This window comes from Synechococcus sp. RC10B2, from assembly GCF_047502635.1.
Genome location: NZ_JANSHO010000079.1, coordinates 35373 through 49667, shown reverse-complemented (window position 1 = coordinate 49667; position 14295 = coordinate 35373). Strand labels below are relative to the sequence as shown.

At 62.9% G+C, this 14295-nt stretch carries 13 protein-coding genes; 4 read left to right on the top strand and 9 right to left on the bottom strand.

What is annotated here, in order from left to right; genetic code table 11:
- The first annotated feature begins 123 nt into the window (after positions 1-123).
- Complete coding sequence (carA, locus tag NW855_RS12720) at positions 124-1317, top strand: glutamine-hydrolyzing carbamoyl-phosphate synthase small subunit (protein WP_414508846.1); 1194 nt, start codon at positions 124-126, stop codon at positions 1315-1317.
- Between the two features lie 7 nt (positions 1318-1324).
- Here the strand turns inward: carA and NW855_RS12715 are convergent, their stop codons facing one another.
- From NW855_RS12715 to NW855_RS12690, 6 genes are all read right to left on the bottom strand, one after another.
- The gene (locus tag NW855_RS12715) at positions 1325-2935 is read right to left on the bottom strand and encodes a UDP-N-acetylmuramoyl-L-alanyl-D-glutamate--2,6-diaminopimelate ligase (protein ID WP_414508845.1); all 1611 of its coding nucleotides are present in this window, start codon (positions 2933-2935) and stop codon (positions 1325-1327) included.
- Between the two features lie 90 nt (positions 2936-3025).
- Positions 3026-4792 (bottom strand): ABC transporter ATP-binding protein, encoded by a 1767-nt coding sequence (locus NW855_RS12710; RefSeq protein WP_414508844.1) that lies wholly within the window; start codon positions 4790-4792, stop codon positions 3026-3028.
- A 59-nt stretch (positions 4793-4851) separates the two neighbouring features.
- Entirely contained in the window at positions 4852-6030 is a 1179-nt protein-coding gene (locus tag NW855_RS12705) for a 1-deoxy-D-xylulose-5-phosphate reductoisomerase (RefSeq protein ID WP_011429108.1), read from the bottom strand.
- Positions 6031-6168: 138 nt separating this feature from the next.
- A complete protein-coding gene (locus tag NW855_RS12700; RefSeq protein WP_414401455.1) occupies positions 6169-6507 on the bottom strand; it encodes a hypothetical protein in 339 nt (112 codons plus the stop codon).
- Complete coding sequence (locus tag NW855_RS12695; RefSeq protein ID WP_414508843.1) at positions 6504-6932, bottom strand: hypothetical protein; 429 nt, start codon at positions 6930-6932, stop codon at positions 6504-6506. The genes NW855_RS12700 and NW855_RS12695 overlap by 4 nt, the downstream gene beginning before the upstream one ends.
- Before the next feature lie 4 nt (positions 6933-6936).
- Complete coding sequence (locus tag NW855_RS12690) at positions 6937-7125, bottom strand: ParA family protein (RefSeq protein WP_168175280.1); 189 nt, start codon at positions 7123-7125, stop codon at positions 6937-6939.
- Positions 7126-7387: 262 nt separating this feature from the next.
- Between NW855_RS12690 and NW855_RS12685 the strand changes: the two genes are divergently transcribed.
- Positions 7388-8644, top strand: coding sequence for a trypsin-like serine protease (locus tag NW855_RS12685; protein WP_414402471.1), 1257 nt, complete (start codon positions 7388-7390; stop codon positions 8642-8644).
- Positions 8645-8730: 86 nt separating this feature from the next.
- Complete coding sequence (gene rpsU, locus NW855_RS12680; protein ID WP_011429105.1) at positions 8731-8916, top strand: 30S ribosomal protein S21; 186 nt, start codon at positions 8731-8733, stop codon at positions 8914-8916.
- Between the two features lie 62 nt (positions 8917-8978).
- Here rpsU and NW855_RS12675 read toward each other — a convergent pair whose 3' ends face one another.
- Positions 8979-9158: a hypothetical protein gene (locus tag NW855_RS12675; RefSeq protein ID WP_011429104.1), complete on the bottom strand. Its 180-nt coding sequence runs from the start codon at positions 9156-9158 to the stop codon at positions 8979-8981.
- 408 nt (positions 9159-9566) lie between these two features.
- Here NW855_RS12675 and treZ point away from each other — a divergent pair, with 408 nt between their 5' ends.
- Positions 9567-11405, top strand: coding sequence for a malto-oligosyltrehalose trehalohydrolase (gene treZ, locus NW855_RS12670; protein ID WP_240527760.1), 1839 nt, complete (start codon positions 9567-9569; stop codon positions 11403-11405).
- On the opposite strand, the gene NW855_RS12665 is transcribed toward treZ, so the two are convergent.
- A complete protein-coding gene (locus NW855_RS12665; RefSeq protein WP_414402472.1) occupies positions 11402-12916 on the bottom strand; it encodes an FAD-binding oxidoreductase in 1515 nt (504 codons plus the stop codon). The two genes, treZ and NW855_RS12665, sit on opposite strands and share 4 nt — an antisense overlap.
- Positions 12917-12932: 16 nt before the next feature.
- Positions 12933-14261, bottom strand: coding sequence for a four-carbon acid sugar kinase family protein (locus tag NW855_RS12660; RefSeq protein ID WP_414402473.1), 1329 nt, complete (start codon positions 14259-14261; stop codon positions 12933-12935).
- Positions 14262-14295 lie beyond the last annotated feature (34 nt).

Genomic DNA, 14295 nt, shown 5'->3' with positions numbered 1-14295 from the left:
GCGATGCTGGGCAAAGTTCTGCTTTGTTCAGCGTTGCATAAGTCTTTCGGAGCGGGTAGGATGGTCAGGCCGTGGCTTAAAGGTTGCCAGGCTCCTGTCCTAAGCTGCCGTAGGTCATTGGCTATGCTGACCTCTTCCCCAACTCTTGAAGCTTCACAAAAAGCCTTCCCCTGGCAAACTCGGCAGCCGGCTCTGCTCGTGCTGGCGGATGGCACTTCCTTTGCCGGCTGGTCTTTTGGGGCGCCGGGCACGGCGGTGGGCGAGGTGGTGTTCAACACGGGCATGACTGGCTACCAGGAGGTGATGACCGATCCCAGCTACCGGGGGCAGATTGTGACCTTTACCTGCCCTGAGCTGGGAAACACCGGAGTCAATGAGCTGGACGAAGAATCGGCTCGGCCCCAAGTAGCAGGGGTGATTGCCCGCAATGTATCGCGCTTGGCCAGCTCCTGGCGGGCTACATCCACCCTTCCCCACTATCTGCAACAGCATGGGATCCCGGGCATTGCTGGGGTAGATACGCGGGCTTTGGCACGGCGGCTGCGCTCTCAGGGGGTGATGAACGGGGCCCTTTCCACAGAGACTTTGGATCCCCAGGTTTTGTTGGAGCGGGTGCGCCAGGCTCCTTCCATGCAGGGGTTGAGCTTGGTGGCAGAGGTTACCACTCCTCAACCCTACGAGTGGCTGGAGCCTACGCCTGCCGATTGGGACTATGGCCGCAGCCAAGGGATCCCGATTCCGGATCCCCCCTTGCGGGTGGTGGCGCTGGATTTTGGCATCAAGCGCAACATCTTGCGCCGCCTGGCCCGCTACGGCTGCCGGGTGATGGTGTTGCCGGCCCACGCCAGCCCCGAGGAGATTTTGAGTTACAACCCCGACGGGATCCTCCTCTCCAACGGGCCGGGGGATCCGGCGGCAGAGACGACGGCCATCCGCACCACCCAGGCGCTGCTGCAGAGCGGGAAGCCGATGTTCGGCATCTGCCTAGGCCACCAGATCCTCAGCCTGGCCCTGGGCGGATCCACCTACAAGCTCAAGTTCGGCCACCGCGGCCTCAACCACCCCTGTGGGCTGGAGAAGGAAGTGGAGATCACCAGCCAAAACCACGGCTTTGCGGTGGAGGCCGCTTCGCTCCCTGGGGATGGGGTGGCGATCAGCTACCTCAACCTCAATGACCGCACCGTGGCCGGGATCCGCCACCGCCAGTTGCCCCTCTTTTCGGTGCAGTACCACCCGGAAGCCAGCCCCGGCCCCCACGATGCCGACCACCTCTTTCGGGAGTTTGTCGAGCTGATGCTGCAAAACCGCTCGCGTTAGCCGCCCCTCACCCCCAGCCCCTCTCCCTGAGGGATTCCCTCACCCCCAGCCCCTCTCCCAAAGGGAGAGGGGAGCAGAGGCGTAGGGCGAGGGCGGCACGGGCTTCTTCTCGGTCGTCGAAGTGAATCTTCTCGGTGCCCAGGATCTGGTAGTCCTCATGGCCTTTGCCGGCAATGACCACCGTATCCCCTGGCTGGGCTGCGAGGATGGCCAGGCGAATGGCCTGCCGCCGATCCACCTCCACCGCCCTGGGGGATCCAGGGATCCCGGCCAAAATATCCCGTAGGATCTGCTGGGGATCTTCGGTGCGGGGGTTGTCGGAGGTAACGATCACCTGATCTGCCCAGGTGGCGGCAATGCGGCCCATCTGTGGGCGTTTGCCCCGATCCCGATCCCCGCCACAGCCAAAGACGCAGATCAGCCGGCCTTGCACTTGCGGGCGCAGGGCCTTGAGCAAGTTCTCCAGCCCATCGGGGGTGTGGGCATAGTCCACGATTACCGTGATGTCCTGCCCCGGCAAGGTTACCCGCTCCATCCGCCCCGGCACCCCGGGAAAATGGGGCAGGGCCGCCTGGATGAGCTCAAGGGGGATCCCCAGGTGCAGCGCCACCCCCACCGCCGCCAGCAGGTTGGCCAGGTTGAAGGATCCCACCAGGGGCGCTGCCACGGCCAAGGTGCCCAGAGGGGTGTGCAGGGTGGCCTGCAGGCCGTTGGGGTGAACTTGAACGTCGCCGGGCCAGAGGGCAGGGATCCCTTCCAGGGGCTGCAGGGAATAGGCCCAGGGCTCCAGAGAGGCTGGGATGGTCTCAAGCAGCCGCCGTCCCCCCTCGTCGTCGGCGTTGACCACCGCCCGCCCCTGCAAGTACTCCGGCTGGAAGAGGGTGGCCTTGGCCTGCCAGTAGTTTTCCATGCTGCCGTGGAAATCCAGGTGATCCTGGGTGAGGTTGGTCCAGACGGCAGCGGCAAAGCTACACCCCCAGGCCCGATCCTGGGCCAAGGCATGGGAGCTGACCTCCATCACCGCCACCTCCGCCCCGGCTTCTTTGGCTTGTCTCAGGCTGCGCTGCAGCTCCAGCGGAAACAGGGTGGTGTGGGGGGCTACTTCACAGTGCCCAGGCCAGCGGTTGTAGAGGGTGCCCAGCAAAGCAGTGGGGCGACCGGCGGCCTGCAGCAGATGCTCGATGAGATGGGTGGTGGTGGTCTTGCCGTTGGTGCCGGTAACTCCCACCAGGGTAAGCTGGCGGGCGGGAAAGCCGTAGAAGGCCGCCGCCACCTGGGCCAGGGCCCTGTTGATGCCGCTGCGGGGCAAAACCAGAATGGGCTGACTGCCTCCTCCAGCCTCTCCGCTAACTTTCTCCCAAGCCTCCTGGGCAATAAGGGCCGCCACGGCTCCTCGGGTGAGCGCCTCGCGGACAAACTCGCCGCCGTCAACGCGGGATCCCGGCATGCCCAAGAAGAGATCCCCAGCCTGCACCTGGCGCGAATCGGCACACAGACCCCTGACCTGCACGCCCTCTAGGGATCCCTGAACCACCTGGGGTTGGATCCCGGCTTGGTTGAGCAATTGGCCTAGAGAAGGCTCCGCACCGCTAACGCCAACGATCCCGGCAGTCTCCATGTCACCTCTCACCCCAATGCTTTGCCGCCTACGGTATCCGCTCAGCCGGCTTCCTGGCCATAGATCCGCCAGATCTCTCCCCGAGAAAACCTAGGCCAGGGCCTCTTCCAGCTTCTGCTTGGCCCAGAGACGGGCGTAGAGCCCCTGGGGATCTGCCAGCAACTGGGCATGGGATCCCTGCTGCACGATGCGGCCCTTGTCCATGACCCAGATCTGATCCGCCTCCACCGCCGCCGTGAGGCGATGGGTAATGAAGATCGCCGTTTTCTGGGCCCTGGCCTGGCGCAGGTGGCGGAGAATGGCCTGGGCCGTCTGGTTGTCCACGCTGGAGAGACAGTCATCCAGGATCAAAATCGGCGCATCCACCAGCAGAGCCCGCGCCAGGGCCACCCGCTGCCGCTGGCCGCCAGAAAGGGTGATGCCCCGCTCCCCCACCAGCGTGTCGTAGCCCTTGGGAAAGGTGAGGATCTCGGCGTGGATGTGGGCGGCCTTGGCGGCCCATTCCACTTCCCAGTCTTCGGCATCCGGCTTGCCGTAGCGGATGTTATCCCGAACACTGGCGCTGAACAGAAAGCTCTCCTGGGGCACGTAGGCAATGGCCCGCCGCAGGGATCCCAGTTGGAGCTGGGTGATGTCCTGCCCATCCAAAAACAGTTGCCCCGGCTGGATCTCCAGCAGGCGGGGCAGGGCATTGGCCAGGGTGGATTTGCCCGCCCCAATCGGCCCCACCACCGCCACCAATTGGCCCGGCTCGACGCAAAAGTGCAGATCCTGCAGCGCCGGCGTTGCGGATCCTGTGTCGGCATAGGCAAAAGTCAGGCCCCTGGCCTCGATACACCCCTGCACCTGTTCCAGAGGTAGGGGTAGAGCCTGGGGAGCATCGCGGATGGTGGGCTCTACCCGCAGCAGGGCGTCGATCCGCTCCAGGCTGACCTGGCCCCGCTGGTAGGCAGTGATGGTAAAGCCCAGCAGAGTGGTGGGAAACACCAGCCGTTCCACGTAGAGGGTGAGGGCAGAAAAATCCCCAATCGTCAGCGTCCCGGCGGCAATCTGGGGTCCGCCCACCGCCAGCAGCAGCAGCAGGCTCAGGCTGACCAAGGCCACCAGGGAAGGAAAAAGCAGGTTGCGGGTGAGGGCCAGGCGCAAATTGGCCTGCAGCAGCCGCTCGTTGCGGCGGCGAAACTCCCTCTGCTCGTGCTCTTCCTGGGCATACACCTTGATCAGGGCAATGCCGTTCATGTCCTCCTGGATGAGATCGCTTAGATCCGCCAGCTCCTGCTGCACCTGGAGCTGCTCCTGCTGCAGACGGGAGCTGCTCAACTTCACCAGCACCAGCATCACCGGAAACACCGATAGGGCCAGGGCGCTCAGACGCGGCTCAATGCCAAACATGGCCGGCAGCGTACTGCCGTAGGCAAAGATCGTGTTGGCCAAGTTAAGCAGGGCAAAGCCCAACAGGCGGCGGACATTTTCCACATCGCTGGTGATGCGGGTGAGGATATCCCCAACCGTCTGCTGGGCAAAGTAGGAAGGCTGCAGCGTCAGCAAATGCTCGAAGATGGCCTGCTTGAGGCGGAACTCCACCTGCCGCCCCACGCCAAACATCCACACCCGCGAGGCAATGCGAATGCCCATCATCAGGCTGGAGACGATCAACACCGTCAGGGCGTAAAGTGCAATGCGCTGCGGCGACAGGGCGGCCAAGTTCTGGCTGAGATCGTCGATGGCCAGCTTGACGTACCAGGGCAGGAACACCCCCAGGCCGTTTACCACCAGCAGGGATCCAATGCCCAGCGCCACCTGCCGGCGATAGGGGCGCAGATAATGGGCCAGTTGTCGGAGATGGGATCCCGCCACTCAGGTGCTCCTCAAGCCTTTTCCCACTCTAGCGCTGTGCCGGATCCCCCCGGTAGGGATCAGGCCAGAACTTGGGCCGGGGCCTGCTGCGCCAGCAGCTCCACCTGTTGCCGCGCCCAGGCATCCACTTCCAGAATGTCCTCCAGGCTGGGGGCAGGGATGACCTGGTGCCGCTCGCACACCTGCTCCAAAAGGCGAGGGATGTCCAAAAAGCGGATGCGCTCCTGTAGGAAGAGGGCCACCGCCGCTTCGTTGGCGGCATTCAACACTGCCGGCAGGGTTCCTCCTGCCTGTCCAGCAGCATAAGCCAGTTGTAGGCAAGGGTACTTGCGGTGATCCGGAGCCTTAAAAGTGAGGGATCCCAGCTTGACCAAATCGAGGGGATCCCAAGGGGTGGCTAAGCGCTCCGGCCAACTGAGGCCATAGAGGATGGGCAGGTGCATATCCGGCCAGCCCAACTGGGCCAGAACAGAAGTATCTGCCAGCTCGATCAAGGAGTGGACAATGCTCTGGGGGTGGATGAGGACCTCGATCCGGTCATAATCCAAACCAAACAGCCAGTGGGCCTCGATCACCTCCAGGCCCTTGTTCATCAGGGTAGCCGAGTCGATGGTGATCTTGCGCCCCATCACCCAGTTGGGGTGTTTGAGGGCGTCGGCCAAGGTGACCTGATCTAGTTTTTCGGCAGGCCAATCCCGAAAAGCTCCCCCGGAAGCCGTCAACAAGATCCTGCGCAGGGATCCCGGCGGCACCCCCTGTAGGCATTGAAAGATGGCCGAATGCTCCGAGTCCACCGGGATGAGCTTGACGCCGTACTCTCGTACCAGGGGCAGCACCACCGGGCCGCCTGCCACCAGGGTTTCTTTGTTGGCCAGGGCAATGTCTTTGCCGGCGCGGATAGCGGCCAAGGTGGGCAAGAGGCCGGCACAGCCAACGATCCCGGTCACCACCCGCTGGGCCGCCGGGTGGGCCGCCACCTGACACAGCCCCTCCGTTCCCGCCACCAGCTCCGGCAGCGGCCGCATCCCGGTCAGCAGGGATCGCAGCTCCGGCAGCAGCTCCTCCCGCCCGATGGCCACAATCTGGGGCCGAAACCGCCACACCTGTTCTGCCAGGAGGGTAACATTGCTGTAGCTGGTCAAGCCGACAACCCGAAAACGCTCTGGATACTGGGCCACCAAATCCAGAGTTTGGGTGCCAATGGAGCCGGTGGAGCCGAGCAGAGTGATGGCTTGCATAAGGGATCCCTTTTGCACCAGTCAATTTAATCAACTTGAGGAGAAGGAGCGCAAAAAAACCGCTGCCCTTACGGCGCATTGTGCCCTAGCGCTCCACCTCGCAGAGGGGTAGGCCTGCCTCCCGCCCTCATCTTATTCCTATCTGGGCTGGTCTGCTCCACCTGAGGCCAGCCCTCTCGATGACAAGGGATCCTCCGAGGGCCAGGCCTTAGCCGATTGAGAGCGCAGCCACTGGGCGAGCAGAGCCTCGATCAACTCCGAGAGGTCTTGATCCGATTCCAGCAGGAGGCGCTTCACAGCTCGGTGCGTCTCTTTGGAAATGTAGGCCGTCAGCTTGACGTACTCAGAGCTGTTGGGCTTGGCGCCTGCTTCCGGCGGCTCAGGGATCTTGTAGGCTTGGGCGCTCAGTTTTTTGGGGGCAGGGCGAGCCGGGATCCCCTCTGGCTGTCGGTCGAGCAGGCGCTTAAACTTGCTCATGACAGGATTTCCTCTCCCACCGCAACGTAGTCTGACCAGGCTTGCTTGGCTCTGGGATCCGGGATCTCGTTGACACAGACTCCCTCCAGGGCAGCCTGCTGAAAGGCCACCGTGCGGCGAATCGAATGGTGGCAGAGCGGGATCCCGGCCTGTTGGAGAAAGCTGCGGGCCTCGGCCCCATCCCGGTTGGGCCAGGGGGGAACCAGCGTCAGCAAAACTTTGCAGTGTTTTGCCCCCAAACGGTTCAGGGCGTTAACAGTCAGCATCAGAGCATCCAGGGCCAGGGCATCTGGAGAACAGGGCAAAAGCAATACTTCACACCGCTCCGCCACCAGGCTCAACTGTTCGGGGGTGGGGCGGGCGGGGGTGTCGATCAGCGTATGCTGAAAGCTCGTGGGCGTGGGCGTGGTGGGATCCCCGGCCACCACTTTAGACAGGAAAGGGAGAGCCGCGTTCTGCCCAGCGAGAAGCAGAGCGATTGGGATCGGCGTCGAGCAGCAGCGACACCTGGGGTGTACCTGCCTGGGCTGCGCACCGTTGTTGAAGGTAGAGGGCCAGATGGACCGCCGTGGTGGTTTTGCCCACACCTCCTTTGAACCCCAAGACCGCGATATTCATCTGCCACACACCCTCCCAACCTGGTTTTACAGCCCACTTCCAGAGGCGGAAAGAGGCAAGCTGTGCATCCGCGCGCCGGAGCCTGGGGTTTTGGGCAACTGAGGGGATCCGAGCGCCGCATCACGTTTTCCTCTCTCCGCACGCGAGGGGCTTCGCTGGTACGATATCCTTGGTCGGCAAAGCCGGCTGAGGAACTGCGGGCTCTCTCCCAGCCCCTCGCCCTCGGACGCTACCTCCCTTCCTCGTCCCGGAGAAGCTGAGCATGGCCCATCCCTCAAAGTCTCGCTCCTGGTCTCCTGTGGTGGGGCTGTGGCTGGCTCTGGGCCTCAGCGCCTGTGGCGGAGGGAATTCCGGTCGCCCCCTGCCGCCGCTCCCGGCCCCTCCTGCAGGACGCATCGAGGGATCCCATTTTGACGACCTCAACGGCAATGGCCTACGGGATCCGGGGGAGCCGGGGCTGCCGGGCATCACCACCTTTCTGGACTTGAACAGCAATGGACGCCTCGATCCAGGGGAACCCAGCACTGTCAGCGATGCCAACGGCAACTTTCGTTTCTCCAACTTGTCCCCCGGCACCTACCGGGTTACTGCCATCTTGCCTCCAGGGCGAGTGTTCACCACGCCGCGCCCAGGAGCGGGGCGGATTGTCGGTGGTAGGCCGGCTCAGCCGGGAGCCTTTCCCTGGATGGTGGCCTTGCTAGACGCGACTGAACCGGATCCTTTTCAGGCGCTGTCTTGCGGGGGATCCCTGATTGCCCCGGAGTGGGTGCTTACCGCCGCCCACTGCTTTTTCGACGACCAAGGCGAGCCGGACGTGGATGTCCAAAGTCTGGATCTGCTGTTGGGTACCACCGTCTTGCAAATCGGTGCCGGCCAGCGAATTCGGGCTGCGCAAATTGTTATCCACCCCAACTACGACCCCCAACGAGGGCCAGAGGGGGGGAATGACATTGCCCTGGTGCGCCTCTCTCAGCCGGCGGCGCTGCCTATCCTGCCGCTAGTGCAACCCGACCAAACCAATCTGACTGCCCCTGGTACTCTCGCCACCATCCTCGGCTGGGGAGCCACCTTCCCCCGCACTCTCGAGGAGGAGCCCAGCGGCTTTCCCAGGGCTCTACAGCAGGCCGAAGTTCCCCTCGTCAGCAACGAGGTGTGCAATGCTCCCCAGTCTTACAACGGCGCCATTTTGGAAACCATGCTCTGCGCTGGCTTTCCTCAAGGGGGTGTGGATACTTGCAAGGGTGATAGCGGTGGGCCCTTGGTTGTTCCTACCAGCAGTGGCTTTGCCCTAGCCGGGATCACCAGTTTTGGCCAAGGTTGCGCCCAGCCCAATTTCTACGGGGTGTACACGCGAGTGTCCAGCTTTGTGGGTTTTGTACAATCCGTAATCGGCAGCGCCCCCAGCCCAGCGCCAACGCCTTCTCCGCCGCCTTCCACCGGAACAACGGCCTCGTTTGTCGTGAATTTGAGAGAGGGTGAGGCGGTTTCGGGCCTCAACTTTGGCAGCCGCGCCCTGTAACCGTCAGCAGCAGGGCGGAGATGGTTTAGGATAGGGATCCCGATTGTGCTTTCGTTCTACTCATCGACGGAGGAGATAGCTTCTTTATGACTCAAGTGACGATTGGCGAAAACGAAGGGATCGAATCGGCGCTGCGCCGCTTCAAGCGCCAGGTCTCCAAGGCGGGCATTCTGCGGGATCTGCGCAACCATCGCCACTTTGAAACCAACCTGGAAAAGCGCAAGCGCAAAGCGGTAGCCATGCGGCGCAACCGCCGTAAGTCCATGGCCTAGGCAATTCTCAGTAGTCTGAACTTGGCTTGTGGCTATACAAGGTAGCCAAACCAGGGTTCGGCTTAGTTTTTCGGATCCCCAACGAGGCTAGCCTTCAGGGATCCGCTCAACACCTTAACTTCCAGCACCAGTTTCTCGCCGGCAAACCTCTTCGGCAAGGGAGGAAAGGGGGCGGAGCGCCGAATAGCGCTGAGCACGCCTGCATCCAGAAGGGAATCCGCCGAGGGGGTTTGCAGGTGCAACTTCCCCTAGGGTTCTTTTGAGCCAGGTGCCCTCTTGCCTGGCTGGCTCCTTCTCAGCAGGGGAAGCAGGAGAGTTTAGGTTCTTTGACACTCCCACCCAGGGGATTCTTACGCAGCTCAAAATGGACTCGCGAAGGCGCTTTCAACACGCCCCTAGACAGTTCTTTGAGGCATAACCTCAAAGTTCTGCTTACTTCGGACTTAAGTTCCTCCAGGTTAGTTATTGCCGCGCGGGTTTTGCACCGCAGTAGGTCGTTTTCCTGGAGAAGCTCTGTACTAGCTAAAAGAAGCAACTAAAGTTGCTCAAGGGCTTTTCCGCCCCGTACTAAAGTACGGGGCTACCAAGCTATCCTTTTGTGTAGGGGAGCAAGGCGCTATAGTAGAAGCCAAGTTGTGCAGACAGGTTTCGTGCTTCAGACTTCTCCTCCGCTCGGACGGATGGGCGCCTATCCCTTGGGGCAGGGCCGCTATCGCTTCTCGGTATGGGCGCCCTTAGTCGAACAAGTGGAGCTGAAGATAATCAGCCCTGTCCAACAGGTTATCCCTCTCAAGCAGGAGGAGCAGGGCTATTGGCAGGCGGAGGTGGAGGGGATCCCGCCGGGGCCGGTGGACTACCTCTACCGTCTGCACACCGCAGCGGGGGTGGTGGAGCGGCCAGATCCCGCTTCCCGCTGCCAGCCCTACGGCGTCCACGGCCCATCGCGGGTGGTGGATCCCCACTTCGACTGGCAGGATCAGGGCTGGCGGGGGATCCCGCTCTCCCAGTGGATCCTCTACGAGCTCCATGTAGGCACCTTTACCCCAGAGGGCACCTTTGCCGCCCTGATCCCTCGCCTGCCGCACCTGGTGGAGCTGGGGGTCAACGTGCTGGAGCTGATGCCGGTGGCCCAGTTTCCGGGGGAGCGCAACTGGGGCTATGACGGCGTCTATCCCTATGCCGTGCAGGCCAGCTATGGGGGAGCAGCGGGCCTGAAAGCACTGGTCAACGCCTGCCATCAGCAGGGCCTGGCGGTTGTTTTGGATGTGGTCTACAACCACCTGGGGCCGGAGGGGAACTACCTGCGGGACTTTGGCCCCTACTTCACCGACAAGTACCGCACTCCTTGGGGAGAGGCCCTCAACTTCGACGACCGCTCCTCCGACGGCGTGCGGGAGTTTTTCCTGCAAAATGCCGAGTACTGGCTAGAGGAGTTTCACCTGGACGGCCTGCGGCTGGACGCGGTGCACGCCATCTACGACTTCAGCGCCCACCCTTTTTTGCAAGAATTGGCGGAGCGGGTAGATGCCCTAGAAGCGCGCAGCGGCTGGCCTAGGGTTCTGGTAGCGGAAAGCGACCTCAACGATGTCCGCCTCATCACCCCCCGCGAGCAGGGGGGCTACGGGCTAGATGCCCAGTGGTGCGACGACTTCCATCACTCGGTTCACACCCTGCTGACCGGGGAAAAGACAGGCTACTACCAAGACTTTGGCCAATTGGAGCACCTAGCCAAGGCCTACCGCGAAAGCTACGTCTATTCCGGCCAGTACTCCCCCTACCGCGGCAGGCGCCACGGCAATTCCGCCATCGGCAGGCCGGGATCCCAGTTTGTAATCTGCATCCAAAACCACGACCAGGTGGGCAACCGCAGGCTGGGAGAGCGCCTCAGCCAGCTCACTTCTTTTGAAGGTCTCAAGTTGGCTGCCGCTGCTTTGCTGCTGGCCCCCATGCTGCCGCTGCTGTTTATGGGGGAAGAATACGGGGAGGTGGCGCCGTTTCTGTATTTTGTCAGCCACGGGGATCCCGACCTGGTGGAAGCGGTGCGCCAAGGACGCCGCCGCGAGTTCAGCGCCTTTGCCTGGCAAGGGGAGGTGCCGGATCCCCAAGCGGAAGAGACTTTCTTGCGCTCGAAGCTCAACTGGGAACTGGGCCACGCCGGCCATCACCAGGTCTTGCGGCGGTGGTACCAAACCCTCATTCACTTGCGCAAGACCCTGGCGCCGCTGCAAAACCTGGAGCGGAACTCGGTGGAGGTGGAGCTGTTTGCCCAAACTGGCCTGGCCCTGCACCGCCACCAGGGATCCCAAGCTGTCCTGGCCCTGTTGAACTTCAGCCCCGACCAGGTGGTCACCTACGCCCAATGGCCCGGCGGCAGTTGGCAGAAGCTTCTAGATAGCGGCGACCAGGGATCCTCCCTGCCGGCAAAAAACCAAGGGGAGCCCGTTGAGATACCGCCCTATGGGGTGGTGGTGTACGGCCAGAACACCTAGGAGAGGTGATCCCGGCCGCAGCCGTAGCGCCAGGCCTCGCGCCGCCGCTTCCAAAAGTAGTCTTGCGGGGTTGCTTCTGGGCGGTCAGCTAGCCTTTGCAAAAGCTCGTAGAGGCCGAGGGCGCCGAAGTGGCCCGCCCATTCCACCAGCTCCGGCAAGCCCAGCCGGGGCAAAAGCTCGACTACCAGCCAGGGATCCCGCCTCATCACGCCCCACAGCGCTTGGGCCAAGCCGCCCAACTGCACCACATCCTGCAAAAAGGGCTGCACCACCTGGGGGCCGGCGGCCATCATGGCCTCAAACACTCTGCTCAACAAGCGGTTAATGCTGTTGGGATCCCAGTTTTTCTCCGCCAAAGGGGGGATCATCGCCTTCTGAAACAGCCAGGTCACCGCCAAATTGGGCTGGTAGGGCTGCAGCAGGGCCAGGGCCGCCCGGTCGAGCTGCCGCTGCGCCAGGGCCTCGTGGATCCCCTGTTGCAGGCGATCCAGGTGGCGCAACATCGCCCCAAAGCCGCCAAAGCTCAAGGGCGACTGGCTGCCGCTGCTGTCTCCCACTGCCAAGAGGCGATCCCAGGGCAGTTGCAGCGGGCTGCGCCGGTAGGCGGGGAAAACGCCACCCAGCTTGCGCACCCAGCGGATTTGCTCCAGCTCAACCCCCTGGTAGGCAGGGAGCAGCCGGCAGTAGTCTTCCCAGAGCCTCTCTAGACTCGGTCGGCGGGGATCCCGGTCGCAGTAGGTAAACAGATAGGTGGTGCGCCCATCGCGGGCGGGGAAGGCCTCCCAGAAGGGCTGGTAGCCGTTCTGGGCTGGGGTAAAGCTGTAGAACAGATCCCCCGTGGGTTGCTCCGGCAGCCCCTGGGCACAGGATCCCACCACCAGACAGACGCTGTCCGGCGGCTGCCCTTGGCGGGCCTGGGCCACGATGGGGGAGCGGTGCCCCATGGCATCCACCAGGAGCTGGGCGCTGAGCTGGCCGGTGGTGGTCTGGATGCGGATCCCGTCGGGGTGGATTGTGGCGCCAAGAAAGCCAGTTTGCTCCTGCAACTGCCCTCCCCAGTCTAGGAAGTGCTGCTTGAGGAACTCCAGCAAGCTGACTGGATCCACGCCTACATTGAGCACCCCTTCCACCCACCAGGTAGGGCCCTCCCCAAAGCCAATGCGCCCTCGGGGGTAGTGGGTCACCTGCACCGCCTCCCATTCGGTCGGGGTGAGCAGCTCCAGCTCCAACAGCACTTGTAGCTCCCGCCGGGAGGTGTTCCACTCCTGCTCCCGCCCCCGCAGGATGCCGCGCTCAATTAGGATCACCCGCCAGCCCCGCTTGGCCAAGGCCGCTCCCAAGAGAAGCCCCAGGGTGCCGCCGGCAATCACCACATCGGCATCGGGGCTGCCCAGGCTCTCAGAACAGCAGTGAACCACCGCCGGGGGCAGCACCGTTGGTTTCTGCCGCAGGGATCCCCACCAGGCCTCCAAGGCAGGCAGAGTTTCAGGTGGGGAGACGAGTTCAGCCATGGCGGGAAGGACTAGGCTAGACCAAGCCGCGGCTGCGGAGGCGACGGTAGATCAAAACCAGCGTATCCGCCTCGCCCACGTTGCCCGGAAACAGCACTACCGGCAAGTTGGGAAAGCGGGGATGGTCTGCTGGCGTGAGCACCATGGAGATCCCTGGGTAGATCTGCCCCAGCAGCCGCACCGCTGGCAGGTTGAGGCCAACGCTGAGGATGTTGTTGGAGGTAATGCCGCCCTTGCTGATGAGATAGCCGATCCCTTCCGGCAGCCCCTGCACAATGGCCATCAACAGGCGGGAAACTCTCTGCCCAAAGGCCAGGCGTGCCTCCGGGTTGGCGCCGTCAAACCCCACTTCTTCCCGGCTGGTGTAGACCACCGGCGTCAGGCCCTGCCCGTAGGCGCGGTGGACTTGCTCCAGGATTGCCGGCAGCAGCTCGGCTTCCTTCCCCGCCTCCAAGAGCCGCCTTACCTCCACCTCGATGCCCTGGATCCCTGGCTCCTGGAGCAGGCGGGCCAACTGCTGGCTGGTCTTTTGGACATGGGATCCCACGATCACCACCCCTGGCCGGTCAGAGCGGACAAACTGCCCCATCTCTTCTGGCGGAACTGGCTGCGGCGGCAACTGGGCCAAAGCCGTCAAGAGGCTGGCGGCGCTGCGAAACAAAAAGCGCTTCCCCTGCTCTATGGCCGCCCAGACATCCTGGGCAAAACGATCCAGATCTGCCTGGGTTTCTCCATCCACCACACAGCAGACATTCCCCCCTAGGCTTAAAAGCTGCTCCAGACAGCCAGCGCGAATCTGCTCCAGGGTCAGTCGCACCACCTGCTCGGCCCGGATCCGCCCCTGGGTCTTTTCCTGCACATACTCGGGCAAATAGCTGTGGTGGTAGCCAAACACCGCATCGCGGGCAAACTCCGTCTCATGGACTGGCACCCAGCGGCCCTCCACCCGTAGATAATGGACACTGTTGCGGGTGATGCGTCCTCCTTCAAAAAAGGCCGGCACCAGAAAGTGGGCATCAAAAGGCCCCAGCTCCGCCGCCATCACATCCGTCTCCAAGGGATAGTGCCCGCGCAGCGTCGAGTCGGAGCGGCTGATAAAAAGGGCCCGCTCCCACCCCAGCTCTCCCATGGCCTGCTTCAGGGCCCGGCAGACCGACCGCGTCACCTCGGCAGCCTCCGCCGCTGGCAGGGATCGGGTGTTGGTGAGGATAAAGCGAATCGGCGAGCTATCCTGCAGCCCTAGCTTGAGTGTTTGCGGATCCCAGCGCGTGAGGAGCAAGCAACTGTGAACGGTTTGGGATCCGGTGGGATCATCGTCCAACACAACGATAGGGGGGAGAGCCATGAGACCGTCTCAATAGACAAAGCAACCCGAGAAC

Coding starts and splice junctions, on each gene's coding strand:
- NW855_RS12690 (WP_168175280.1), bottom strand. CDS start 7,125: ATGAATATCGCGGTCTTGGGGTTCAAAGGAGGTGTGGGCAAAACCACC.
- NW855_RS12700 (WP_414401455.1), bottom strand. CDS start 6,507: ATGAGCAAGTTTAAGCGCCTGCTCGACCGACAGCCAGAGGGGATCCCG.
- NW855_RS12685 (WP_414402471.1), top strand. CDS start 7,388: ATGGCCCATCCCTCAAAGTCTCGCTCCTGGTCTCCTGTGGTGGGGCTG.
- NW855_RS12660 (WP_414402473.1), bottom strand. CDS start 14,261: ATGGCTCTCCCCCCTATCGTTGTGTTGGACGATGATCCCACCGGATCC.
- NW855_RS12665 (WP_414402472.1), bottom strand. CDS start 12,916: ATGGCTGAACTCGTCTCCCCACCTGAAACTCTGCCTGCCTTGGAGGCC.
- rpsU (WP_011429105.1), top strand. CDS start 8,731: ATGACTCAAGTGACGATTGGCGAAAACGAAGGGATCGAATCGGCGCTG.
- NW855_RS12715 (WP_414508845.1), bottom strand. CDS start 2,935: ATGGAGACTGCCGGGATCGTTGGCGTTAGCGGTGCGGAGCCTTCTCTA.
- NW855_RS12705 (WP_011429108.1), bottom strand. CDS start 6,030: ATGCAAGCCATCACTCTGCTCGGCTCCACCGGCTCCATTGGCACCCAA.
- carA (WP_414508846.1), top strand. CDS start 124: ATGCTGACCTCTTCCCCAACTCTTGAAGCTTCACAAAAAGCCTTCCCC.